The 22,898-nt window shown below is 65.4% G+C and carries 16 protein-coding genes and 1 tRNA gene; 4 read left to right on the top strand and 13 right to left on the bottom strand.

Features of this window, described 5'->3' with window-relative positions; all coding sequences use genetic code 11:
- Positions 1-14: 14 nt before the first annotated feature.
- Positions 15-293: a muconolactone Delta-isomerase gene (gene catC / locus AC1MDG_RS09680; protein ID WP_043481034.1), complete on the top strand. Its 279-nt coding sequence runs from the start codon at positions 15-17 to the stop codon at positions 291-293.
- Between the two features lie 40 nt (positions 294-333).
- On the opposite strand, the gene AC1MDG_RS09675 is transcribed toward catC, so the two are convergent.
- The 5 genes from AC1MDG_RS09675 to benA all read right to left on the bottom strand — a co-directional run bounded on the left by AC1MDG_RS09675 (position 334) and on the right by benA (position 7,709).
- Positions 334-3,165 carry an AAA family ATPase gene (locus AC1MDG_RS09675; protein ID WP_479808740.1) on the bottom strand — a complete coding sequence of 944 codons (2,832 nt, stop codon included), beginning with the start codon at positions 3,163-3,165 and terminating at the stop codon, positions 334-336.
- A 61-nt stretch (positions 3,166-3,226) separates the two neighbouring features.
- Positions 3,227-4,054 (bottom strand): 1,6-dihydroxycyclohexa-2,4-diene-1-carboxylate dehydrogenase, encoded by an 828-nt coding sequence (locus tag AC1MDG_RS09670; RefSeq protein ID WP_479808738.1) that lies wholly within the window; start codon positions 4,052-4,054, stop codon positions 3,227-3,229.
- On the bottom strand, positions 4,054-5,625 hold the full coding sequence (gene benC, locus AC1MDG_RS09665) for a benzoate 1,2-dioxygenase electron transfer component BenC (protein ID WP_479808736.1): 1,572 nt from the start codon (positions 5,623-5,625) through the stop codon (positions 4,054-4,056). The genes AC1MDG_RS09670 and benC overlap by 1 nt, the downstream gene beginning before the upstream one ends.
- 121 nt (positions 5,626-5,746) lie before the next feature.
- The gene (gene benB, locus AC1MDG_RS09660; protein WP_043481028.1) at positions 5,747-6,283 is read right to left on the bottom strand and encodes a benzoate 1,2-dioxygenase small subunit; all 537 of its coding nucleotides are present in this window, start codon (positions 6,281-6,283) and stop codon (positions 5,747-5,749) included.
- Between the two features lie 37 nt (positions 6,284-6,320).
- Positions 6,321-7,709, bottom strand: coding sequence for a benzoate 1,2-dioxygenase large subunit (benA, locus tag AC1MDG_RS09655; RefSeq protein WP_479808734.1), 1,389 nt, complete (start codon positions 7,707-7,709; stop codon positions 6,321-6,323).
- A 316-nt stretch (positions 7,710-8,025) separates the two neighbouring features.
- On the opposite strand from benA, the gene catA reads away from it, so the two are divergent.
- Both catA and AC1MDG_RS09645 read left to right on the top strand, forming a co-directional pair.
- Complete coding sequence (gene catA, locus AC1MDG_RS09650) at positions 8,026-8,922, top strand: catechol 1,2-dioxygenase (protein WP_043481025.1); 897 nt, start codon at positions 8,026-8,028, stop codon at positions 8,920-8,922.
- Positions 8,923-9,028: 106 nt separating this feature from the next.
- Positions 9,029-10,312, top strand: a complete 1,284-nt coding sequence (locus tag AC1MDG_RS09645) for a benzoate/H(+) symporter BenE family transporter (RefSeq protein ID WP_479808732.1) — start codon at positions 9,029-9,031, stop codon at positions 10,310-10,312.
- A gap of 261 nt (positions 10,313-10,573) precedes the next feature.
- Here the strand turns inward: AC1MDG_RS09645 and selB are convergent, their stop codons facing one another.
- From selB to AC1MDG_RS09630, 3 genes are all read right to left on the bottom strand, one after another.
- Positions 10,574-12,370: a selenocysteine-specific translation elongation factor gene (gene selB, locus AC1MDG_RS09640; protein WP_479808730.1), complete on the bottom strand. Its 1,797-nt coding sequence runs from the start codon at positions 12,368-12,370 to the stop codon at positions 10,574-10,576.
- A gap of 3 nt (positions 12,371-12,373) precedes the next feature.
- Positions 12,374-13,705 carry an L-seryl-tRNA(Sec) selenium transferase gene (gene selA / locus AC1MDG_RS09635; RefSeq protein ID WP_479808728.1) on the bottom strand — a complete coding sequence of 444 codons (1,332 nt, stop codon included), beginning with the start codon at positions 13,703-13,705 and terminating at the stop codon, positions 12,374-12,376.
- A gap of 36 nt (positions 13,706-13,741) precedes the next feature.
- A tRNA-Sec gene (locus tag AC1MDG_RS09630) sits at positions 13,742-13,836 on the bottom strand.
- A gap of 44 nt (positions 13,837-13,880) precedes the next feature.
- Here AC1MDG_RS09630 and selD point away from each other — a divergent pair.
- Positions 13,881-14,906, top strand: a complete 1,026-nt coding sequence (gene selD / locus AC1MDG_RS09625) for a selenide, water dikinase SelD (RefSeq protein ID WP_479808726.1) — start codon at positions 13,881-13,883, stop codon at positions 14,904-14,906.
- A gap of 15 nt (positions 14,907-14,921) precedes the next feature.
- Here the strand turns inward: selD and nrfD are convergent, their stop codons facing one another.
- The 5 genes from nrfD to AC1MDG_RS09600 form a co-directional block, all read right to left on the bottom strand.
- The gene (gene nrfD, locus AC1MDG_RS09620) at positions 14,922-16,013 is read right to left on the bottom strand and encodes an NrfD/PsrC family molybdoenzyme membrane anchor subunit (RefSeq protein ID WP_479808724.1); all 1,092 of its coding nucleotides are present in this window, start codon (positions 16,011-16,013) and stop codon (positions 14,922-14,924) included.
- Positions 16,010-17,020 carry a 4Fe-4S dicluster domain-containing protein gene (locus tag AC1MDG_RS09615; RefSeq protein ID WP_479808722.1) on the bottom strand — a complete coding sequence of 337 codons (1,011 nt, stop codon included), beginning with the start codon at positions 17,018-17,020 and terminating at the stop codon, positions 16,010-16,012. Before AC1MDG_RS09615 ends, nrfD begins: the two co-directional genes overlap by 4 nt.
- A gap of 104 nt (positions 17,021-17,124) precedes the next feature.
- A complete protein-coding gene (fdh, locus tag AC1MDG_RS09610; protein ID WP_479808721.1) occupies positions 17,125-20,460 on the bottom strand; it encodes a formate dehydrogenase in 3,336 nt (1,111 codons plus the stop codon).
- Positions 20,461-20,956: 496 nt separating this feature from the next.
- A complete protein-coding gene (locus AC1MDG_RS09605) occupies positions 20,957-21,748 on the bottom strand; it encodes a TIM barrel protein (RefSeq protein ID WP_479808719.1) in 792 nt (263 codons plus the stop codon).
- Complete coding sequence (locus tag AC1MDG_RS09600; protein ID WP_479808717.1) at positions 21,745-22,866, bottom strand: Gfo/Idh/MocA family oxidoreductase; 1,122 nt, start codon at positions 22,864-22,866, stop codon at positions 21,745-21,747. Before AC1MDG_RS09600 ends, AC1MDG_RS09605 begins: the two co-directional genes overlap by 4 nt.
- Positions 22,867-22,898 lie beyond the last annotated feature (32 nt).

The raw sequence follows: 22,898 nt of genomic DNA, 5'->3' as shown, positions 1-22,898 counted from the left end.
CCGAAAGGACATTTATGAAGTACCTGGTCCACATGGACGTAAACCTGCCCGCCGACCTTCCCGCCGGCGAAGCCGCGGAGATCAAGGCCAGGGAGAAGGCCTACTCACAGCAGTTGCAGCGCTCGGGCAAGTGGCCGGAAATCTGGCGGGTGGTGGGTGAATACGCCAACTATTCGATCTTCGACGTCGATTCGAACGACGAACTCCACGAGATCCTGCAGAACCTGCCGCTGTTCCCGTACATGGACATCTCGGTGGTCCCGCTCGCGAAGCACCCCTCCGACGTCAAATAGTCACCGGCGCGAGGCCTCCAGGGCCGGCCGTGTTCCGGGATCAGTCCCTGGCCCGGAACACGGCCGCGAGCTCGCTGCGGGAGCGGATTCCCATTTTCCGGTAAAGCCGGGTCAGGTGGTACTGCACGGTCTTCTCTGCCAGGAACAGGGTCCGGGCCGCTTCCTTGTTGGTGGCGCCGCCCGCTACCAGTTCGGCCACGGCGCGTTCCTGGGCTGTGAGCTGGAGGTGCTGGTCGCTGACGGCGGTCAGCACGGGGTCGGCAGGGTCAGGCAGGCTCCCGACGTCGAGCCCTGTTGCCTTGAGCTCCCGGTCGCACCGTTCCACATACGTGGCCGCCCCCAGGGAGTCGTAGAGGTCACGGGCGGCCCGCAGGACCGAGGAGGCCAGGCGCCGTTTGCCCGCCCGGCGCATGCTCTGGCCGAATGCAAAACTAATCCGTGCCCGCAGGTACGGCCGGTTGAGCCCCCTAAGGTGCCCCAGAGACGCCTCAAAATGTTCCCTCGCAGTGTCCGGGTCTCCCTGTGCAGCCACCAGCCGTCCCCTGGCCCACGCCATCCGCGCCATATCCGAGGGCACTTCCCGCTCGCGCGGCACGCGTTCGAACGCCGTAAGGAACGAGTCGGCGGCGTCGAGCTGGTCGGTCATGACCAGGGCGTTGACATAGGTGTCCTGCCAGGGCCAGAAGGACACCCTGTTCTCGGTCCATGGGTCCAGCTCCGTCAGCGGCTGCAGGACAGCCAAAGCCCCTTCATAATCCGCCCTGGCCTCGTGGAAGCGGGCGCGGGCGAGGCTCGCGGGCACCTGCATGGCACGGTACGTCCCTGGCTGCACAGCCGCCTGCGAAACGTAGTACCGGGCCCGCTCCCAGTCTCCCCGCATGGACCATAGCTCCGCTGCAGTCCAATAGAGCAGGGGCCGGATCAGCGGCATCCGTGACGTCTCGAGCCGCACGGATGCGCGCGCCACGGTGGCGGCCGCCGCATCCCAGTTGCCGAGTATCAGGTGAGTGCGAGCCAGCCAGGCCTCGGCCCAAAGCGAAATCCGCATCGAGCCGCCCTGGTACTCAGTGGGGGCCGCCGACTCGAAGTTCACCAGCGCTGTCTCAACGTTGTCGAGCCGCAGCGCTAGCCAGCCCGCACCCATCTGGACCCGTTGTTTTTGGGCGTTCTCGGCAGCATGTTCAAAAGCCCGGTGATAGGAAGCCTCCGCCTCGGAAAACCGGCCCTGAGCGTACAGGCCGAGGCCGTAGATGGCCTCTGATTCAATATGGGCGGGGGTGCCCGGCTGGGTAAGTTCCATGGCCCGTTCTGCCCAAGTGGTAATGACCGGACCGTCCCACGACGCCACGCCGTGCAGGACGAAGCGCTGCGCCACCTGCGCGGCGGCCGTTGGATCACGCTGCGGATTGGAGGTGCGCCAGGCCATCTCCAACTGCTTCTGGGCACTGTCATTCTGTCCCGACGCGGTGGAGAGGTAGCCCAACACGGACGAGCGAAGCGGCGACGGCGGCAGCGCGTCCACTGCCGCAGTCCACATCTGGGCCTGGGCAATGTTGCCTGAACCCACCAGGGCATCCACGGCCCTCAGGAGCCTGTCGTTCCGGGAACGGATGTCCTGGGAAAGCCGGGAGGCGGAGAACAATGCTGTTGAGGCGTCCTGCCAGGCTCCAACGAGGGCTTGGCGGCGGGCAAATTCCTCCAGCTCCTTGGCCAGGTCCTCGTCCGCGCCGGGTGTGGCGGAGACACGGTGGCCCAACCTCTCGCCCTCGGGTTGCACGGCCTCGGCGGCCAGCCGATGAAGCCCAATGCGCCGGCTGGGAGCGATCTGTTCATAGACGGCGGCGTCGGTGCCTGATTCAAAGAACACGACGGCGGAACGTGCCTGGTCGACAGACAGCCCCAACAGCCCGGCACGGTGCCCCTCGTCGAGCGCCTCCATAATGGCGTCCACTCCGCTGACCTGGGAAACCTCCGCCATGCTGGCGGACCGCCCGAGCACCGACGCTGCCTCGGCGACAGCAACCAGACCCGGGGACGCTGCTTCCAGGACACTTCGCACCCTGGCGCGGACGCGGGACGTCGGAGGCAGAGAAGGAAACCACGTCTGCCAGGTTTCCGCCGGCAGCTCACGGAGCAGCTCCACGATCGGTTGCGCGAGTCCCCGGGTGTGCTTGACCAGGCCGTGTGCGGCGGTCGCGCTGAGGTCGAGGCCGAACATCCTCCGGGCGAGATCCTGAACCTGCTGCGGGGTTATCGGATCCAGCGGGATACTGTCTACTTGGTGGCCAGTGAGGAAGTCAAGCACACCGCTGGGGACGCGTAAAGCGTCATCGGGGTTGAGGGTGAGCACGAACAAAATCCGTTTTCCGTACAACCGGCGCATGACGAAGGTGAGGATGCGCAGGCTCTCCACATCGAGTTTGTGGACGTCATCCACGGCTACAACTACGCTGCCATGGGCCTGCAGCCCTTCGAGGTGGGTGCTGAGGGTGGAAGCGTAATTAACCACCTGGGCGGCGGTGAGAGCCGCAACCGGACCCGCGGGCAGAGCAGGGCCGCCGTCGTAATCCTTAGCCGAGCGCAGCGGCGAGGTGAGCATGAGCTGGGAGTACCCCGCAAGCGGAAACTGTGCCTCCCATTCATCGCCCATGGCCGACAACACCCGGACACCGCGGGCAACAGTGCGGCAGTGCTCAAGAAAGGACTCCAGCACGGCCGTCTTCCCGGAACCGGACGGGCCGGTGATCACCACTGCGCCCACTTTGCCCTTGCGGACAGTGCGGAGAATTCCCAGCAGTTCCTCAAAGACCCCTGACCGGCCGGCCAGGGGAAAGCCCTCCGCAGTATCGCCTTGCATGGAGCCCGCCGTCATGGCCGCAACTCTACCGGAGCCGGCCGGCCGGACCTGACGGCGGACATCCATCACAGTGGGCTCAGCCCTGGTCCCCGCCAGCAACCGGAAGGATGGTGCCCGTCAGGTATGACGCCTCATCTGATCCGAGGAAGACTATCGGCGCGGCCTGCTCGTCCAACGTCGCGTAGCGCTTCATGAAGGACGACTCCACGGTTTGGTCAACGATCACCTGGTACCAGGCCTTCTCGGTGGAGGATTCGGCCTCGGGCCCGCGCTTGACCTTGCGGGGTGGCGCCTCGGTGCCGCCGGGGGCTGTCGCCACCACGCGGATGCCGCGCCCTCCCACCTCCATCGCCAATGACTGGGTCAGGGCATTGACACCCCCTTTGGCCGCCGCATACGGCACCCGGTGCAGCCCGCGGGTGGCCACCGAGGAAACGTTGACGATGGTGCCCGAGCCCTGGTGGAGCATGGCAGGCAGAACGGCCCGGCAGGTCCACAGGGTGGGAAAGAGGGAGCGCCGGATCTCTTTCTCGATCTTGTCTTCGTCATATTCTTCGTAGGGGCGGGCCCAGATGGTGCCGCCGACGTTATTAACCAGCACATCCACGCGGCCGTGGGCGGCCAGTGCCGCGTCCACGGCCTGCTGTGCTCCCGCGAAGGTCTCCAGATCCGCAGTCACCGAGGTGGCCGAGCCACCTGAACCGGTTCCCTGTGCTGCCTCCTGTATCCCGCTCGCCACCTCATGGACCAACTCGGCCCGGTCTACGAGGACGACGGCGCCGCCCTCGGCACCGATGCGCTCGGCCACCTTCTGGCCGATGCCCTGGGCGGAACCCGTCACAAGAACTACCTTGCCGGCGTACCGGGCGGGAGTAACGAACTGTCCGGCATACGGCTGTGTCATCAGCGGCCGGCCCTGGCGTCGATGGCGCCGGCCATGGTTTCCTTGGCATCGTGGGCGTGGGCCATGATGACCTCCCGGACCCGTGCTTTGTCCTGCCGCTCAAAAGCGTCAACAACATCAAGATGGTCCTGTATGACCCGCTCGAAAATCCTCGTTCCCGTTTCGAAGGCGGCCGCCATCTGCGCGTGGACGTCCAGCCGGCGGTAGGACTCGAGCAGCATGGGGTTGTCGCAGACCATGAAGAGGTATTCGTGGAACTCCTCATTAGTCCGCGCGAACTCTTCCGGTTCCTGGATGGTGCCGGCATTTACAGAGCGCTTGGTTGCCTCGGCGAGGCGTCGGAACTGGTGCAGCTGCTCCTCGCTCAGGCGGCCCACCATCAGTTCGCTCACTGCGAGTTCCAGGCCCATGCGCGCGTCAAGCTGTGCGAAGCTGTCCTCTTTACGGAAATCCAGCCGGCCGGTCTCCAGGGACGAAACGGCCTCACTGCGGCTCATCTTGTCGCCGTCGGCCGCAATCTTCTCGGCGGCTGCCGGCGCACCTGTCTCCGCGTCGCCGCCGGTGGTTTCCTTCGGGGCAAAGCGCTCGAAGTAAAAGTTGGCGGGCTTGATGCCCTCGGAGTCCAGCCATTTCGACACGGCGTTGACCATGGGAGGGGGTCCGCACAGGTAGATGTCAACATCGCCGTCGTTCAGATGCTTTGGCTCGATGATCTGGGTGACATAGCCCGTGTGGGGAGCCGACGTGCCAGGTTCGGAAGCAATGTAGTCCCACGTAAATCCGGGCAGCTTCGCCTCATAGTCCCGCAGCCACTCAAGGCCAACGATGTCCGCCTCACGGGTCAGGCCATAAATCAGATGGACCGGTACCGACGCCGGGTTCTCGGAAAGCTTCTCGAGGATGGACAGGAGCGGCGCCAGGCCGGTACCTCCAGCCAGGAGCAACAGTGGTCGCTTGGGTTCACGCAGGAAGAACGATCCGTAGGGGCCCGTGAATTCGATGGCGTCTCCCACTGCCGCGCGATCGCGCAGGTACTCGGACATCGCACCCTGAGGCGTCACCCTCACCATGAATGAGGAGTCCTGAACCTCGGGGCCGCTGCTGAACGAATATGAACGCTCCGCGTCGGTTCCGGGGACCTTGATGTTGACGTACTGGCCCGGCAGGAAGGCAAGGGCGTCCCGGTTTTCCACCTCCAAGGTAAACGACACCGTGGTTTCCGAGTGTTTGTTGAGTTCCTTCACAGTTGAAGTGAAGGAACTGGCTCCGGTTTTCGCCGATTCGGACGTGGCGGGGATTTGAATGGCCAGATCAGACTCGGGAACCGCTTGGCAGGTAAGCATGTAGCCCTTGTCGAGCTCTTCCTCCGTCATGGCGTCGTCGATGTAGTCGCCCGGATCGAAGGAGCCGGAATCGCAGAAGGCCTTGCAGGTACCGCATGCGCCGTCACGACAGTCCGACGGAATATTGATGCGGGCCTTGTACGCGGCGTCCATCACGGTCTCGTAGTCGCCGACCTTGATGACTTTGGTGACGCCGTCTTCGAAGCTGAGGGCAACTTTGTGGCCCATGGTTTCCTCCTGGCTGGGGGCCGCATCAACGCGACCCGGGAAAAGTTCTGGCGTGCCCGGCGGGCACGGGTGTGGGACCTGCCGTGCGGCGCCCGGGAACTCCCGGGCGCCGCACGGCAGGTCAGATCATGTAGACGTCCACCACGTGGTGGATGTAATCGTTCTTCAGGACCACTTTCTTCTTCAGGATCACCGGCTCCGGGCCGCAAAGGTCGATCGTGTAGAAGCTGGTGCCGAAGTACGTGTCCGTCGTGTTGTAGCGGAAGTAGAGGGTGAACCAGTTGAAGCGCACCTGGACCTGGCCGCCGTCGTTCGCCAAAACCTCGATGTCCGTGATGTTGTGGCCCGTGCGCGGCTCGGGAAGGGAAGTGGCAGAAGACCGGTCGGTCTTGATCCGGAACACCCGGTCCTCGATGCCGCCGCGGTTGTCGTAGTAGATAAGGGAGATCTCGTTCTGGGGATCCTGCGTCAGCTGGTCGTCGACGTCCCACGCCGGCATCCAGAATTCGGAGTCCGGGTGGTAGCACTCAAGCCATTCATCGAACTGGCGGTCGTCCAGCAGGCGGGCTTCCCGGTACAGGAACGTCCGGACGGTCTCGAGGGTTGCGATCTCCTCCGCGGTCTTCAGGACCGGGGCGGTTTGGGTCAGGTTGGTCATGGGTTCTGTGCTCTCTCTGGTTCCGGCGGGCTCTGGGTCAGGCTCGGACTGGAACAGCGTCCAGTGCGGAGGTCTCCTCCTCCTCCTCCGCCAGGGCCCGGTCCATGACTTCCTTCCAGTACCAGTGCTGGATGGGGTAAAGCCCCTCGTCCTCGGTTCGTACCCCGGACGCGATGACCCTGGTCATTCCCAGCGCCTGGGCCTGCTCGTCAGGGCCCGCAATCTCGTGGGTGGACCCGCGAGTCATATCGTTCCAAGGCGCAGAAGTAGCCCAGTAGGTTTTGTTGCAGGACCGGAACTCCTCGAGATCGTCGGGAGTGGCCATGCCGGTGGCGTTGAAGAAGTCTTCATACTGGCGGATGCGCTTGGACCGGTTCTCCTGTGATTCGCCCTTCGGGGCGATGCAGTAGATCGTCACCTCTGTCTGGTCCGCCGAGATGGGACGGAAGTGGCGGATCTGCGAGGAGAACTGGTCCATGATGTAGACGTTCGGGTAAAGGCAGAGGTTCCGCGAAATATTGATCATGAAGTTAGCCATCTCCTCGCCATACTTGGCGACGAGCTCCTCGCGGCGGTCCCACAGCGGGCGGTCCTCCGGGTTTGTCCATTCCTGCCACAGCAGCAGGTGTCCATGGTCGTAGGAATAGAAACCGCCCTTGACCTTGCCCCACTTGCCGGCGTCCATGGCCTTGGTCTTGTTCGCGGAGTCTCCGGCGGTGCGGCGGGCCGTAGTGGCAGCGTAGTTCCAGTGGACCGCGGTCACGTGGTAGCCGTCGGCGCCGTTCTCCGCCTGCACCTTCCAGTTGCCGTCGTAGGTGTAGGTGGAGGACCCACGCAGCACCTCCAGTCCCTCCGGGGACTGATCCACGATCGAATCGATCACCTTGGTGGCGTCACCCAGGTGCTCTTCGAGCGGGAGAACGTCAGCTTTGAGCGAGCCAAACAGGAAGCCCCGGTAAGACTCGAAACGGGCAACCCTGGTGAGGTCGTGGGAGCCCTCTTTGTTGAACGTCTCCGGGTAGCCAGCATTGCGGGAGTCTTTAACCTTGAGCAGTTCACCGGAATTCTTGAACGTCCAGCCGTGAAACGGACAGGTGAACGTGGTGCGGTTGTCCGTCTTACGGCGGCACAGCATCGCACCGCGATGTGAGCAGGCGTTGACGATGCAATTGAGCTTTTCGTCCTTGTCACGGGTGATCACCACAGGAGTACGGCCGATGTTGGTGGTGAAGTAGTCCCCCACGTTGGGGATCTGGGATTCGTGGGCCAGGTAAACCCAGTTGCCCTCGAAGATGTGCTTCATCTCCAGTTCGAAAATCTCTTCATCCGTGAAAATCTCGCGCTTGGCCCGGATGACGCCGTTCTCACGGTCGTCGATCACGGCGTCGGCAAGGACCTCGCGGACATGGGTCATGTTCTCGGTCATGGCTGCTCCTTCATTGGAGAGTGCTGGACGGATGGGCGGGTGGTCCGGCTAGCGTCGCGGAACGCCCAGGACGTTGTCAGGTAATTCTTGTCCACCGTGACAGCTCTCACATCAGGCAAAAACCTAGGTTCGACCAAGGGTGTCTTTATGTCGCCTTTTTGACTGAAAACAGGCTAAATCGATATTTGTAGCGTCCTTATTTGAAGCCTACGATGAGACGGACATCACCCGAGGTCGCGTGGTGGCAGGTGCAAGTCCGGCCGCACGCCTTCGCAATGGCACAGGAGCACTTCCTGTCCTTTATTCAAAGAGGAGTATGGACATCACCATGACCGAGACCCAAGCAGACACCCGCAAAGAGGACGAAGGCACTGCCGTCGAAGCCGGCTCCAAGGCCACCGAACGCTTCACCGTCTCAGGCAAGCTCTCCCGTCTGGATGTGCCGAAAGAAAGAGTGAGCCTGCTGGCGGGGGCACTGATCAAGGCCGCCAACGACATCGTCGTCGAACACCAGGTCACCTACGAGGAATACAACGCACTCAAAGCCTGGCTCATCAAAGTGGGAACTGACGGGGAATGGCCGCTGTTCCTCGACGTGTGGCTGGAGCACACCGTGGAGGACGTCAACTCCCAGGACCGCCCCGGCACTGTGGGCACCATCGAAGGACCCTACTACGTGCCGGGCTCCCCGTTGCTCCAGACCCCGGGAACCGTCGAAATGCGTGAGGACGAGGAGGGCACCCCGCTGCACTTCAGCGGCCGCTTCACCGATACGGACGGTAATCCCATCCGGAACGCCCAGGTGGAGATTTGGCACGCCGACAGCGCCGGGTTCTATTCCCAGTACGCGCCGGGCCTCCCGGAATGGCTCTTCCGGGCAACGGTCAAGGCGGACGACGACGGCCGCTTCGAAATCAACACGATGCGCCCGGCGCCTTACCAGATCCCCACGGACGGGGCCTGCGGGCAGCTGATCAGCGCGGCAGGCTGGCATGCCTGGCGCCCGGCGCACATCCACATCAAGGTCTCGGCGCCCGGCTTCCAGCCTGTAACTCAGCAGCTCTACTTCCCCGGCGACCCCCACAACGCCGACGACATTGCCTCCGCAGTCAAGCCTGAACTTATGCTCGATCCCAAGCCGCGCACGGATGGCGGCGCCGGCGAAGAAGTGGTCTATGACTACGTCCTCGCCAAAGAAGGCCAGCACAAGTAAGAACCACCGCTCACAAATGGTGCCGGTTCCCTCCGGCACCACAGGGCGCTCCGGAGGGTCACCTCCGGGGCGCCTGTATCGTGTGCCGCCGTTGCCAGGAGCCTACATGCCACAATCCCGCCAGGACCCGCCCGCCGTCCCCGAAACGGAAACTGCTGCGGCCCATGTACGCCAGCCCCTGCTGGAACGCCCGGGTGTCCGTCCCGCAGGCGTGCGACAGGTCTTCCGTGACCTCGGCATGCCTTATATTTCCAACGGGGTGATCGGCCTCATCTTCTCCGCTTCCGGCCCGATAGCTATAACTCTGGCTGTTGGAACGGCGGGGGGACTTAGTGAAGCCCAGCTCGCGTCCTGGGTGTTCGGCATTCTATTTTCCGGCGGAGCAGCAACCCTGGTCATGTCGCTGCTGTATCGTCAGCCCCTCGGCTTTGCCTGGTCCATTCCCGGCACGGTACTCCTGGGCCCGTCCCTGCAGCACCTGTCCTTTGCGGAAGTGGTTGGAGCCTTTTTCACCTCGGGCGTACTCATCCTGGCTTTGGGCGCCAGCGGCGTGGTCCGCCGAATCATGGCCCGGATGCCAATGCAAATCGTCATGGCCATGGTGGCCGCGGTATTCCTTAAGTTCGGCACGGACATTATTGCCTCGACGCAATCCAATCCGGCCGTTGCCGGCCCGATGGTGGCATCATTCCTGCTGCTCACTGCCGTACCGGTCCTGGGACGCTTCCTTCCGCCGGTACTCGGTACCTTGATGGCCGGCTGCGTGGCTGTGGCGGTTAGCGGCCAGTTCGTCCTCGGAGAAGCAGGACCCCTGCTGGCTGCACCCGTGTTCACAGTTCCCAACTTCACCTGGGCAGCCCAGCTCGAGTTGGTTATTCCCCTGGCCCTGACCGTGTTGTTTGTTCAGAACGGGCAAGGTATCGCCGTCCTCCGGGCTGCCGGCCATCCCCCACCTATTAACGCCTTTGCAGTCGCCTCTGGGGCCTTTTCCGTGCTCAATGCTTCATTCGGCGCCATTTCAGCATGCGTCACGGGCCCTACCAATGCTCTGTTGACATCCTCCGGAACCAAACAGCGCCAGTACTCGGCCGCCGTCGTCTACGGCACACTGGCCGTTGCCTGCGCCGTACTGGCCCCCTTGCTCACGAGGCTGATGCTCGCCAGCCCCAAGGAGTTCGTCCTCACCCTGGGCGGAATCGCGATGCTACGGGCCCTTCAGCAGGCCTTTGTGACGGCCTTCGCCACCGCCTTCACGCTGGGATCACTGGTGACATTCGTGGTCACGATTTCCGGTCTGAACCTTTTCAACATCCACTCCGCGTTCTGGGGACTGGTAATCGGTTACGCGGTTTCCAGGCTGCTTGAGCACGCGGACCATCCCGATCTCTAGAGCGGGTCAACTCCGCGGCGCCTACGCGGCGGGGAATTCGACGGCGGCAGTTGGGGCAATATGAGAGACACGGCCTCAGGCATCTTGTCCCCGGAACGTTGGTCCCGACTTCCACCACTTCAGCCGTCGGCGAGCTGACCATTTGGTCATGCAGCTGCCTAGAAGTCCGTCATTAACAAAAAGGTGACATGAGAAGTAGTGCACCCAAGGCAGAACGGCCCGAAGGGCAACGAGCGGTCATGCAGTTCCGCACTCCCGAGGTCAACGCACCACCTTGCGGTGACCGGCGTCCAACCGCTGGGTCCACCCCCGCGAATCGAGGTGTTCCAGCAGTGGAACCGCAATCCGGCGCGTTGTTCCGAGAGCCTGGCGCGCCTGGCTGGTTGTGAAGGGCTGCCCCAGGCCGGCGAGGGTGCGCATCGCAAGTGCCGGCGCCGTTGGCAGCAGCACCACGCCGTCACGCAGCCGCAGCAGGCGACCCGTGCGTTCGGCGGCAGCCAGCTCCCGGGTGCCTAAGCCCAGCGCGGCCAGCTCCTCGGATTCCGGGGCTCGAAACGCATGTGCGGTGAGCCTGCGCTCCAGCTCCGCGATTGCCGGTTCGATGGAGCCAAGGTTGCCCCGGCTGCCAGGCAGCCGGATGTGGCCTGCGTCCAGTTCCAGGGCAGCCGCACGGATGACATGGGAAAGCAGCCTCTCCTCGGGCAGGCGAAGCAGGTCGCGGGCTGCCCCCATGGAAAGGCCTGGCGCCAAGGGATCGCGTTCCTGCAGCGCCTGGACTGCGTCGCGAAGCTGGTGCTGCCAGGCCTCAAGGACAGGAACGTGCACCCACCAGTCATCGATAACCTCTACGCCGGGCGGCGCCTTGGGGTCGTGCCCGGACAGCAGCCCCAGCCGGCGCAGATGCTCCAGCTGAACGGCTTTGCGGGCTGCCACCTCCCCCAGCACGTCGCCCGCCGGGTCCATGCCTGCAAGCCGCTCGGCCCAGTGGGCGCCGTCGCCGCGCCGCCGCAAGGCCGGTGGATCCGCGTCGAGGATGCGTGCCCCGCCCAGCACGGAGCGGCTCCCGGGGTCGCGCAGCACCAGCCGGTCTCCCAGGACCAGAGGCAGGTGCCTGTCGAGCACGAGCCGGGCGTGGTCGGCGCCGAAAGGACGCAGCCGGGCCGGCACGGACGCGGTGCCGACATGGACCATGAGCTGCTCCGGCACATCCGTATAGGCCACGCCAGTCATCCGCTGGATGCCCAGGACGCCGGTGGTGGGCCACGCATCGGGGGTAAGCAGGGCGTCCCCGCGCCGGATGTTCGTGGCGGAAACGTCACGCAGGTTCAAGGCCACACGGTTGACCGGCGCCACCGAGGTGTACGAGGTGTCGCGGCTTTGCAGGCCACGGACGACGACGGACCGGGAACCAAAGTGACCAAGCAGGGTAAGCCGGTCCCCCTGGACGATCGTTCCTGCTGCCAGCGTTCCGGTCACCACTGTGCCGGCACCGGTGATCGTGAACGAGCGGTCCACCCACAACCGGACCCGCCCATCGGTGACGGGATGAGGCACGCCGGCCAGGACGCCGTCGAGCGCTGCACGCAGGTCATCCAGGCCGGTACCGTCGATGGCGGACACGGCAACTGCCGGGGCGTCACTCAGGCCAGTCCCGGCCAACTCCACGCGGGTCCGTGCCAGCACGTCCGCCACCTGCTGGCTGGACGCCCGGTCCGCGCGGCTGAGGACCACCACGCCGTGTTCGATGCCCAGCGCCGCCACAGCGTCCCGGTGGTCGCTCGACTGCGCCTGCCAGCCTTCGTCGGCGGCGACAACGAAACAGATCACCGGCGCGGGTCCGATTCCGGCAAGCATGTTGCCCAGGAAACGCTCGTGGCCGGGGACGTCCACGAATGCAACGTCCTGTCCGGACGGCAACGTGGTCCAGGCGTAACCCAGGTCGATGGTCAGCCCGCGGCGCCGTTCTTCTTCCCACCGGTCCGGCTCCATGCCGGTAAGGGCGCGGACAAGGGTGCTCTTGCCGGAATCAACATGCCCGGCCGTGGCAACGACGTGCACCGCTCAGCCCGCCCTGCCTGCATCCGCAGCTTCGAGGGTTGCCAGCGCCTGCTGTACGGCCTCGAGAATCCGGTCGTCGTCCGCTGCGGGAACGCACCGCAGATCGATCAGGCAGGAGCCGTCGTGGACGCGCGGCAGCACGGCGGGATCGCCGGTGCGCAGGAGCCGCGCCAGTCCTTCGGGGAGCCGGAGCGCCCACCCGGGCAGGGGCACACCGGGGGCACCCCCGCCGCCTACCCTGCCGTCGTGCGGCACCACGGGTACTCCAAGTGCTTGGGCGAGCCGGTCGGTACGGCGCCGCAATTGTCCGACGTCGGCGTGCAGCGCCTGCACGACGGGCGGCATTCCGCCAGCGACGGTCGCCTCCAGGGCAGCGAGGGCAAGTTTGTCGGCCCGGACGGCCCGGGCAAGCGGGTGGCGGGCCAACCGGGTGATGATCTCCTTGCGGCCCAACAGGAGACCTGCCTGGGGTCCGCCCAGCAGTTTGTCACCGCTGGCGATGACGACGTCGGCCCCGTCCGCCAAGGCGGAGGCAACATCAGGTTCATCAGGGAGGTGCGGGTCGGGTGCCAGCAGTCCACTGCCAAGGTCGGCCACGAGCGGTACCCCGTTTGCCTGTGTCAGCGGGCCCAGTTCGTGCAGCGGAACAGCGGACGTGAAACCGTCCACCCGGAAGTTGCTCGGATGCACCTTCAGGACGCAGCCCGTATCGGGGCCGAGGGCTCCGGCGTAGTCGTGCAGGTGGGTCCGGTTGGTGGTGCCCACCTCGCGAAGCCTTGCGCCTGTTGACTCCATCAGGTCGGTGAGCCTGAAGCCGGCACCGATCTCAACGAGTTCGCCGCGGCTCACCACCACCTCCCGGCCGGCGGCCAGGGCTGTTGTGGCCAGTACCAGGGCCGCTGCTCCGTTGTTGACCACCAGTGCGTCCTCAGCGGCGGGACAGGCGGCGAGCAATGCCGCCCGGGCCCCGGCGCCCCGGCGGGAGCGGTTTCCGTCAGCCAGGTCGAGTTCCACATTGACGTAGCCGCTGGCTGCGACAACAGCTTCGACCGCAGCCGCGGAAAGAGGCGCCCGCCCGAGGTTGGTGTGGACGATGACTCCGGTTGCGTTCAGCACCGGGCGCAGGGTTGTTGCCTTGCGCTCAGCGATGGCGGCCAGCAGGACTGGCTGCACCTGGCCGGGAGGGAGGTCCCCGCGCCGGGCCTGCTCCTGGATGTCCCGCACAAGTTCGCGGATCACACGCTCATTCAGCCGTGTCCCGGCTTCGCGGACGGGCGGCAATGCCAGCAGGTCGTTCGTGCGGGGTATCAGGCGCCGGGGATCGACGTGGTCCACAGCCCTCCTCCTATCGCGGCATCCAGTGCCGAAAGTTGGCGGTGGCGGACGGGAATCGAACCCGCCAGGCCGAGATGCTCAGCCTCACCGGTTTTGAAGACCGGGGGGCCCACCAGGACCCGGACGCCACCGCGCATCAATATAGCAGGTCGCTTTGCGGGGGTACGCTAGGCGGGTGAACAAGGCCCAGACGTCAGTCCAGCAACCTGGCGGGGGCGCCGTCGGCGCGCTCCGGCTCACCGACTATGCCCACGGAGGAGGCTGCGCCTGCAAAATTCCACCGGGCGAGCTCGAAGATGTTGTCCGGGGCCTCATCGGCCAGCCGGGTGCAGAGGTGCTGGTTGGCCTGGAGAGCGGCGACGACGCGGCAGCCGTCCTGGTGCGCGACGATCTTGCGGTTCTTACCACCGCCGATTTCTTCACTCCCGTTGTCAACGATGCCTTTGACTGGGGCCGGATCGCTGCTGCCAATGCGCTCTCGGATATTTACGCAATGGGCGGCAGGCCGGTCACGGCCATCAACCTGGTCGGCTGGCCCCGCGGCGTCCTGCCGATGGAGCTGATGACGGAGGTCCTCCGCGGCGGGCTGAGTGTGGCGTCGGGGGCCGGTTGCCCCGTGCTCGGCGGGCACTCCATTGACGATCCGGAGCCCAAGTACGGCATGGCGGTCACCGGCGTCGCGCACCCCGACCGGTTGCTGCGCAACGACGCCGCCCAGCCGGGGCTGCCCATCACGCTTACCAAGCCGATCGGCGTCGGGCTTCTGAACAACCGGCACAAAGCGACCGGTGAGGTTTTCGCTGAGGCGATAGAGACGATGGCGAGCCTCAATCGCGACGCGTCCGAAGCCGCGGTGGCCGCCGGGGTCCGGGCAGCGACGGACGTGACGGGTTTTGGCCTGCTTGGGCACCTTTACAAGATGGTCCGGGCATCCGAAGTGGGCGCGGTGATCGATCTGAAGGCTGTGCCGCTGATTGCCGGAGCCCGCGAGGCGCTCCGCGACGGCTTTGTCTCCGGCGGGACACGGCGCAACCTCGACTGGGTGCGTCCGCACCTGGATACCGCACCCGGCATCACCGAAGACGACCTGCTGCTTCTGGCCGATGCCCAGACCTCCGGCGGGCTGCTGGTGGTCGGCGAGCTGCCCGGGCACCCCGTCATCGGATACACCACTGCGGGCCGGGGCATCGAGATCCGCTGACGCCTGACCGGTCAGTCAGCTGCCGGTAGTGATCGCGTCGCCGGTCACGCCGGCTGCGCGGCGGGCCGCGAGCCGGTTCTTCTGCGGTTCGATGGTGTACCGCGGGTCCTTGGCGGAGGCCAGTCCCGCCTCGAACACGCCAAACCGGGTCAGTGCCGAAGCGGCCAGCAAAGCCACCCCTGAAGCCGCAGCCGCAATGCGGTTGCGACCGCCGAGGAGTGTGCCCAAACCGCCGGCCACTGCCAGCCGCTCGCTCCATTTCAGCATGGTGCCTGCCTTGCCCTGATGCAGGGGCTCGGCTGCCACCGGGTCCATCCGGCGCTCCATGATTTTCATGGCAAGCACATCGCCCACGACGCCGAGTACGGCAAGTTTGCGGGCAGGACCGGTCTCGCGCACCGGTGTGGTGACCATGGCGAGCCCGGCAGAAGCGAGGCACGCGGAACTCACAAAGACAAAAGGCAGTTCCTCGTGCGCGGCGTTCCATGTGGGTGTGGCGGTGTCGCCAAGCAGCACCGCAGTGTATGCCGCCAGTGGTCCGGCAAATAACGCAGCCTCAACGCCCGCCGGTCCTTCGACAGCCTGCAGCACCTTGCGCAAGGGTCCCAGCGGCAGCCGGTTTCCGCTCATCCGATCGATTTCCGCCACTGCCGCGACGCCCGCACCTGCGCTGAAGGCGCTGAGGATCCAGGAGCCCACGCTCATTGGCGAGGTCACCTTGAAGGTCCGCAGCATATGCAGGAATCGCTCGGGCCTGCCCAGGTCCTTTACCAAAGCGACGGCGCCGCCGCTCACGGCGGTCAATGCACCCAGCCGGGCATTCCGGCGAAGTGTCGGCCGCCCGGTCAATTGCCCGCCGAGGCCAAGCAGCGCCGAGCCTGCTGCCACGCCGCCCAGGAACAGGTAGAGGGCAACGTCATCGCCCCAGGGTGCGGGCTTTACGACGGGGCGGCCGTAGTAAGAGGTGAATTCCGGCTCCGGGACCATGGGCATTTCGCGGGAACCGTCGCCGTTGTCCCTGCGGCGGCGCATGCCACGTTTGCCGTCCTGCCGGCGACGCCGGGCAGGCTCCGCCGGCCGGAAGCTGTCGAATTCCGAAAGGGTCACGCCCGTCCTCCCAGAAAAGCCAATGCTGCGGCCGCAGCCATGCCCGCTACAGCCATGCCTGCCCGCCGGTACATCTGCGGCAGGTCGGCTGTGGGGACGCGTGGGTCCGGCGGGAGCCCATACACCTCGGGCTCATCAAGCAGCAGGAAGACCGATCCGGTTCCGCCGACGCCGTCGTTCTCGTTCGCACCGTAAAGCCTCGCTTCGGTCATGCCCTGCGCATGCAAGGTGGCGACGCGTTCCCGGGCCGTCTCCACCATGTCGTCGTGGTCGCCGAACTTGATGGACGTCGTCGGGCATGCTTTGGCGCACGCGGGCGTCTCATCTGCCACCAGACGGTCGTAGCACAGTGTGCACTTCTGGGCGATGCCGACGTTGGGGACCTCGGGATGCTTCGCGTGCTGTTCCTCCCTGCTGGTGGCGACCTTGACCGTGCCACTGCTGCGGCGCTCGATCACGCCGAAGGGGCATCCGGCCACGCAGGTTCCGCAGCCGTTGCAGACGTCGTCCTGCACGACGACGGTGCCGAATTCGGTGCGGAAAAGGGCTCCGGTGGGGCAGACGTCGAGGCATCCGGCGTGCGTGCAATGCTTGCAGACGTCGGAGGACATCAGCCACCGGAAGTCGGCCGTGTCCGGCGGAGTGGTATCCGCCTCCGCGAGGTCCGTCACAGCCGGCGCTGCCTGGGCGGGAGGACCGATGCGCGGCATCCCCAGGTTGACCAGGGCACGGCCTGATTCCCGCGCCTCGATGATGCGTTCCTGGCCCTGCTCAATGAATGCCACGTGCCGCCACGTGCTGGCACCCAGCGCTCCGGTGTTGTCGTAGGAGGACCCGAGCAACTCCAGGTTTCCGTCCTGCGGGTTGTGGTTCCACTCCTTGCAGGCGACTTCGCAGGCCTTGCAGCCGATGCAGATCGAGGTGTCGGTGAAAAACCCCTTGCGCGGATGGTTGTGCTCCCAGTGGGCATCGGCGGTGGGGTCGGTCGGTCCGGACAGCTGGCCCATCTAGTCCTCCAACGTGGGGTTGTTGCCCGGAATGCTGCCGGCGGGCGGCAGCAATCCGGGCAGGGCGGTGTGTGATTCGGGTAAGGCAGTGGCAATCACGTTCATCAGCCCGGCCCACCGGCGGCGCGGCCATCCTTACCCGGGCCGGGTTCGATGCCTTCCGCCGCCGGATCTGTGACCGCGCGATTACCCGTTTCGATGGTTATTCCGGCCCGCACCTGATACTCGGCAACCAGGTCAAGCAGTTCCCGCCCTCGCGGCCGTCGGCCCGGACGGATGTCGCATGAGGCCACCTTGGATTCCTGGATCTGGACGTTGGGATCCAGCGTCACACCCAGCAGATCATTGGCCGCGTCACCGCTGACGACGGCACTATTGCCGACGCCCCAGTGGTAGGGCAGCCCGATTTGATGAACGGTGTGACCGCCAATGGCCAGGGGCCTCATCCGGTCAGTGACAAGCACCTTCGCCTCGATGGCGGAGCGGGGCGAGATGATGGTGGCCCACCCATAGGGTTCCAATCCGCGCTCGGCGGCCAGCTCGGGCGAGACCTCGCAGAACATCTCCGGTTGCAGTTCGGACAGGTATGGCAACCAGCGGCTCATCCCTCCTGCTGTGTGGTGCTCGGTGAGCCGGTATGTGGTGAAGACGTATGGGTAGATGTCTGCACCACTGGTACCGGCGCTCGGCGCGCTGAGGTTGTCCGCGCGGGGGAACACCAGCCGCGCAGGACTCTGCTGCTGCGGGTAAAGCGCGTTCGCCACCGGGGATTCCTGGGCTTCGTAATGGGTGGGAAGGGGTCCATCCACGAGGCCCTTCGGTGCGAACAACCAGCCCTTGCCGTCGGCCTGCATGATGAAGGGATCATCTCCGCTGAGTGCGGCGGGACCACCTACAGAGGGATCGGGCTTGCTGCCCGGTGCCCGGTCAACCGGGAAGTCCGGCACGTCGTCTCCGACCCACTTACCCTGTTCCTCGTCCCACCAGATGTATTTCTTCCGCTCGCTCCACGGCTTGCCGGCCGGATCGGCCGACGCGCGGTTGTAGAGGATCCGGCGGTTGGCCGGCCATGCCCAGCCCCATTCCGGCGCCGCGGGCCCCTGTTCCTGGCCCGGCTTACGGTTGGCGGCATGGTTGAAACCGTCAGCGTACACGCCGGTGTAGATCCAACAGCCGGCCGCCGTGGACCCGTCGGCACGGAGTTCGGTGTATGCCGAGAGTGGTTTGCCGGCATCCGGGCCGTCCAGGTGGCGTCCGTTGATTTCCGCAAGCACCGCCTCGACATCAGGATCGCCATGCTCATCCGTCGGATAGTCCCAGGTGAGGTCGAGCAGCGGACGGTCCCGTTCGTCTTCCGACCCGGCCAGCTTCTCGCGGATCCGCTGGCCCAGCTCGAAGAAGAACTGCAGTTCGCTTTGGCACTCCCCCGGCGGTGCCACCGCCTGGTGCCGCCACTGCAGCAGCCGCTGGGTCTGCGTGAAAGAGCCGGCTTTCTCGACGTGGGTGGCGGCAGGCAGGAAGAACACCTCGGTTTCAATATCCTCCGTGCGCAGTTCCCCGGATTCGATTTCCGGCCCGTCTTTCCACCACGTCGCGGACTCGATGAGGTTCAGGTCACGCACCACAAGCCACTTCAAATGGGACATGGCGAGGCGCTGCATCCGGCCGTGGGCGGAACCCACCGCCGGATTTTGTCCGAGGATAAAGTAACCCTCCACTTCATCCTCGAGCATGCCCATCACTGTCTCGTATGTACCGTGGGCTCCGGTCAGTCTCGGAAGGTAGTCGTAAGCCCAGTCGTTGTCGGCAGTTGCGGCGTCGCCCCACCAGGCCTTCAGGAGGCTGACGGTGTAGGCGTCGGCGTCGGCCCAAAAACCCTTCTGCTTTTTCGAGCCAATCACTGACAGGTAGTCCTCAAGGCTGTCATGGCGTCCGGCGCTGGGCATCGGCAGGTACCCGGGCAGAAGGTTGAAGAGGGTGGGGATGTCCGTGGAGCCCTGGATGCTGGCATGGCCGCGCAGGGCCATTATTCCGCCGCCCGGGCGTCCGATATTTCCGAGCAGAAGCTGCAGGATAGCGGCTGCCCGGATGAACTGCGCTCCAAGGGAGTGCTGGGTCCAACCGACGGCGTAGGCGAAACAGGTGGTCCGGTCGCGACCGGAGTTTTCCGTGATGGCGCGGACCAGATACTCGAAGTCCGCGGCGTCGATACCGCACATGTCCCGGACCATCTCCGCGGTGTAACGGGCGTAGTGCCGCTTCACGATCTGGAAGACAGTCCGCGGGTCCTGGAGGGTGTCGTCGCGCTGCACTTCCGCGTGCTCCAAGGGTGGGCCCCCGCTTCCAAAAGCGTGGCCGGCGGCCCGAGCCGTGGCATCGGCGCCGTGTTCCGAACCGGGCCCCGGTTCATCAATGGCACCGTCCCCTTTTTCCGCATAGGCCCACGACGACGTGTCGTAAGCGCGCTTCTCCGGATCAAAGCCGGAGAACAGCCCGCCCAGGTCCTCGGCGTCGCGGTAATCCTCGTGGACCAGCGTGGCTGCGTTGGTGTACGCAGTGACGTACTCCTTGAACCACAGGTCATTGGTGAGGACATAGTTGATGAGCGCACCGAGCAGCACCACGTCAGAGCCAGCACGAATGGGAATGTGCCTATCCGAGACCGCCGAGGTCCGCGTGAACCTGGGGTCCACGTGAATGACCTTCGCTCCGCGGGCTTTAGCCTCCGCCACCCACTGGTATCCAACGGGATGGCACTCGGCCATGTTGGAACCCTGAATGATGATGCAGTCGGCGTTGGCCATGTCCTGCAGTGATTGCGTTGCACCACCGCGTCCAAACGAGGCTCCCAAACTGGGAACCGTGGCGGAGTGTCATATGCGGGCCTGGTTCTCGGTCTGCACCGCCCCTGCAGCCGTGAAGAGCTTCTTGATCAGGTAATTTTCTTCGTTGTCCAGGGTTGCCCCGCCGAGCGAGGCGATGCCCATGGTGCGGCGGAGCAGCCGGCCCTGGTCATCCTCCTGCTGCCAGGTCCTGCGGCGCGTTTCGATGAACCGGTCCGCCACCATCTCGACGGCCGTAGCCAAGTCCAGGTGTTCCCACTCCTTCGAGCGCGGCGCACGGTAAAGCACTTTGGTCTGCCGGCCAGGCGAATTGACCAGCTGCTCGCTGGCAGAGCCCTTGGGGCACAGGCGGCCGCGCGAGATGGGCGAGTCCGGATCGCCTTCGATTTGGACGACCTTTTCGTCCTTGACGTAGACACGCTGCCCACAGCCAACGGCGCAGTAGGGGCACACGCTCTGGACAACGCGGTCAGCAGTAGCTGTGCGCGGGGCAATAGCCCTGGTCTTGGCCGAGGTGACAGCGGGCCCACGGCCCAGCAGATCCCCCGTGCTCAGTTGACGGACGACCGGCCATTGAAGAAAACTTCGCGGTGCCATTTCAGGAGCATATCCCGTCCCGGCCTGGAGCAACAGGACAACGTTCGCGTGTCCTTTCCAAGTGATGCGGCGCAAAGTTGCGGTTGAAGGGGCAGGGCCCCGCCCCGCCACATGTCCGAGGGCGAAAAGGTCAAGGACGCCTTCAAAGACTGACCCAAGCTGGTGGAGGAAAAGCTCACTCACCGAACGAGGTGTGCCTTTTCGCGCGCTCGGGGGCTGGGGGCTCGAGGGCTGGGGCAACCGTCCTCGCGCGTCGTACGTGGGATTACCTGCAGGCAATCTAGCCGCCCGTTACGCCGGCACCGGCCGCAGCGAGTTTTCCTCCCGGGCTTGAATAGGCGCTCAGGGCAATGAGCGGGATGGCGGCGGCAGCGACGGCAAGCCGTCGCAGAGCTATCACGGTGCATCTCCTTTGATTCCAGGAGTGAATCAGCGCCCTGCCCTGAAAAGGGCCGGGCGCTGACTTGCTGGGGCAAACGGGTGTGCTGGGTGGTGCTCAGCCTCCGAAGGCGGCGCGGAAGGCGGCGAGGGCGGCGTCTCCTGATTCGAGGTCCGGGCCGCCGGAGGCTCCGGCCTCGAGACCGATGACCCCGTTATAACCGGCTTCTCTAAGGGCGGTGGCCACGGCCCGGTAGTTGACCTCGCCGGTGCCGGGTTCAAACCTGCCCGGGACGTCGGCTACCTGAATTTCCCCGATCGCGGGCAGCGCGGTCCTGACGAGTTCGATCAGGTTTCCCTCGCCGATCTGGGCGTGGTAGAGATCCAGCATCATCTTGACGTTGGGGTGGTCAACTGCCGCGACCAGCGCCATGGTGTCCTTGGCCCGGGCGAGCGGTATGCCCGGGTGGTCAAGGATGGTGTTCAGGTTCTCCAGCGCGAAGGTCACGCCGTGCTTCTCGCCAAGGACGGCCAGGCGCTCGAGCGTGCGCAGGCCGGTCAGCCACATTTGACCGGTGGACCGGTGGATGGGACGGACGGCCAGGCCGCCTTCGCCGAGCTCTGCCGGGTGGACCACCATCCGCTCGACACCGAGTTCAAGGGCGACAGGAATCAGCGTCTCCGCCGATGCCAGCACCTCGTCGGCGCTGTCGGGGTCGATGAGGCTGCCGCCGAAGTAGCCGCTCATCGAGGAGAATTTTGCCCCTGTGGCGGCGAGAGCGGCGATGTCCCTGCCCCGGGCGTCCCAGAGCTCAACGTCGAATCCCTGCCCGTGGATCCTGTCCACGCGTTCGATCAGGGGAAGGTCGCCGTAGACCATCTCAGCGCACACGGCCAGGCGGAAGCTCATGCCTTTCCACCCGTCAGGTGGAGTTCGGGCTCGGCAGGACGCAGCTCGGCGATCGATGCAACATCCACCGGCATGCCGGTCTCCGCCGAACGGGCGGCCGCCAGTGCGATCGCGAGGGCGTTCCGGGCATCTGTGCCGCCGGGGCCAGGAGTACCGGGAGCCTGGAGGCTGTCGCGGCGGGTTTTCACGGCGTCCACGAAGTGGGCGAGTTCCGCGGTGTAGGCGTCCCGGAAGAGGTCCACGTTCAGGCGGACGGTGGCTGCGCCGATGCCGGCGGAGGTGTAGCTCGTGGCGCTGGAGGCCTGCGGCCCGCCCGCTGTGACCATCCCCATGGAGCCGAACACTTCACCGCGCACGTCGTAGCCATAAAGGGCATTGAAGTTCGCCTCTGCCACGGCGATTGCCCCGTTGCTGTACGTGACAGTCACGACTGCCGTATCGAGAAGTCCCCCGGCCTTTGCCTCCGGGGCGACCAGCGCGTCAGCGACCGCGTGGACGCGGACGGGGACGGCGCCGGGGTTGAGCCAGTTCAGGGTGTCGAAATCGTGAATGAGGGTCTCGAGGAAGATTGTGCCCGGCGGAATCCGCTCCGGGTTGGCGATGCCCGCCATGGTGCCGGGATCGCGGGTTAGCGACCGCAGCAGCTGCGGGGTGCCCACGGCGCCGTCGTCGATGAGTTTGCGAGCGGCGGCGAAATCGGCCGCATAGCGCCGGTTGAAGCCGAACTGCACAACCACGCCGAAAGCAGCAGCCGCGTCGAGGGCTTCGTCAAGTTCTTCCACCGTGCGCCCGCCGGGCTTCTCGCAGAATGCATGCTTCCCGGCCCGCGCCGCAGCCGCGATTAGTCCGGCGTGGAAGCGTGCCGGCGCGGCGATCAGGACGGCGTCGACGTCGGGATCATTGATCACGTCGGCGGGATCAGCACTGATCTTGGCGACGCCCAAACGGCTGGCCAGAACCTCCACGGCCGGCAGGGCCGGATCGGCAATGGATTCAAGGCGGGCGCTGGCGATGCGCTGGACGATGGACTCAGCGTGGAAATTTCCAATCCATCCCGCCCCGATCAGGCCGACACGGATCGGCCGGTCTTCGCTGACCGGATGCTGAAGATAACTCATGACAACTCCTGAAGTTTGCAACTAGATCGTTC

This window comes from Arthrobacter sp. AIWTK1, assembly GCF_056680535.1.
Note: the sequence above shows the minus strand (reverse complement) of the source record. Positions and strands in the feature narration are given on the sequence as shown.

Bases quoted from the DNA above. Each gene is read 5' to 3' on its own strand.
- catC (WP_043481034.1), top strand. From the start codon at position 15: ATGAAGTACCTGGTCCACATGGACGTAAACCTGCCCGCCGACCTTCCC.
- AC1MDG_RS09675 (WP_479808740.1), bottom strand. From the start codon at position 3,165: ATGACGGCGGGCTCCATGCAAGGCGATACTGCGGAGGGCTTTCCCCTG.
- AC1MDG_RS09670 (WP_479808738.1), bottom strand. From the start codon at position 4,054: ATGACACAGCCGTATGCCGGACAGTTCGTTACTCCCGCCCGGTACGCC.
- benC (WP_479808736.1), bottom strand. From the start codon at position 5,625: ATGGGCCACAAAGTTGCCCTCAGCTTCGAAGACGGCGTCACCAAAGTC.
- benB (WP_043481028.1), bottom strand. From the start codon at position 6,283: ATGACCAACCTGACCCAAACCGCCCCGGTCCTGAAGACCGCGGAGGAG.
- benA (WP_479808734.1), bottom strand. From the start codon at position 7,709: ATGACCGAGAACATGACCCATGTCCGCGAGGTCCTTGCCGACGCCGTG.
- catA (WP_043481025.1), top strand. From the start codon at position 8,026: ATGGACATCACCATGACCGAGACCCAAGCAGACACCCGCAAAGAGGAC.
- AC1MDG_RS09645 (WP_479808732.1), top strand. From the start codon at position 9,029: ATGCCACAATCCCGCCAGGACCCGCCCGCCGTCCCCGAAACGGAAACT.
- AC1MDG_RS09615 (WP_479808722.1), bottom strand. From the start codon at position 17,020: ATGGGCCAGCTGTCCGGACCGACCGACCCCACCGCCGATGCCCACTGG.
- AC1MDG_RS09605 (WP_479808719.1), bottom strand. From the start codon at position 21,748: ATGAGCTTCCGCCTGGCCGTGTGCGCTGAGATGGTCTACGGCGACCTT.
- AC1MDG_RS09600 (WP_479808717.1), bottom strand. From the start codon at position 22,866: ATGAGTTATCTTCAGCATCCGGTCAGCGAAGACCGGCCGATCCGTGTC.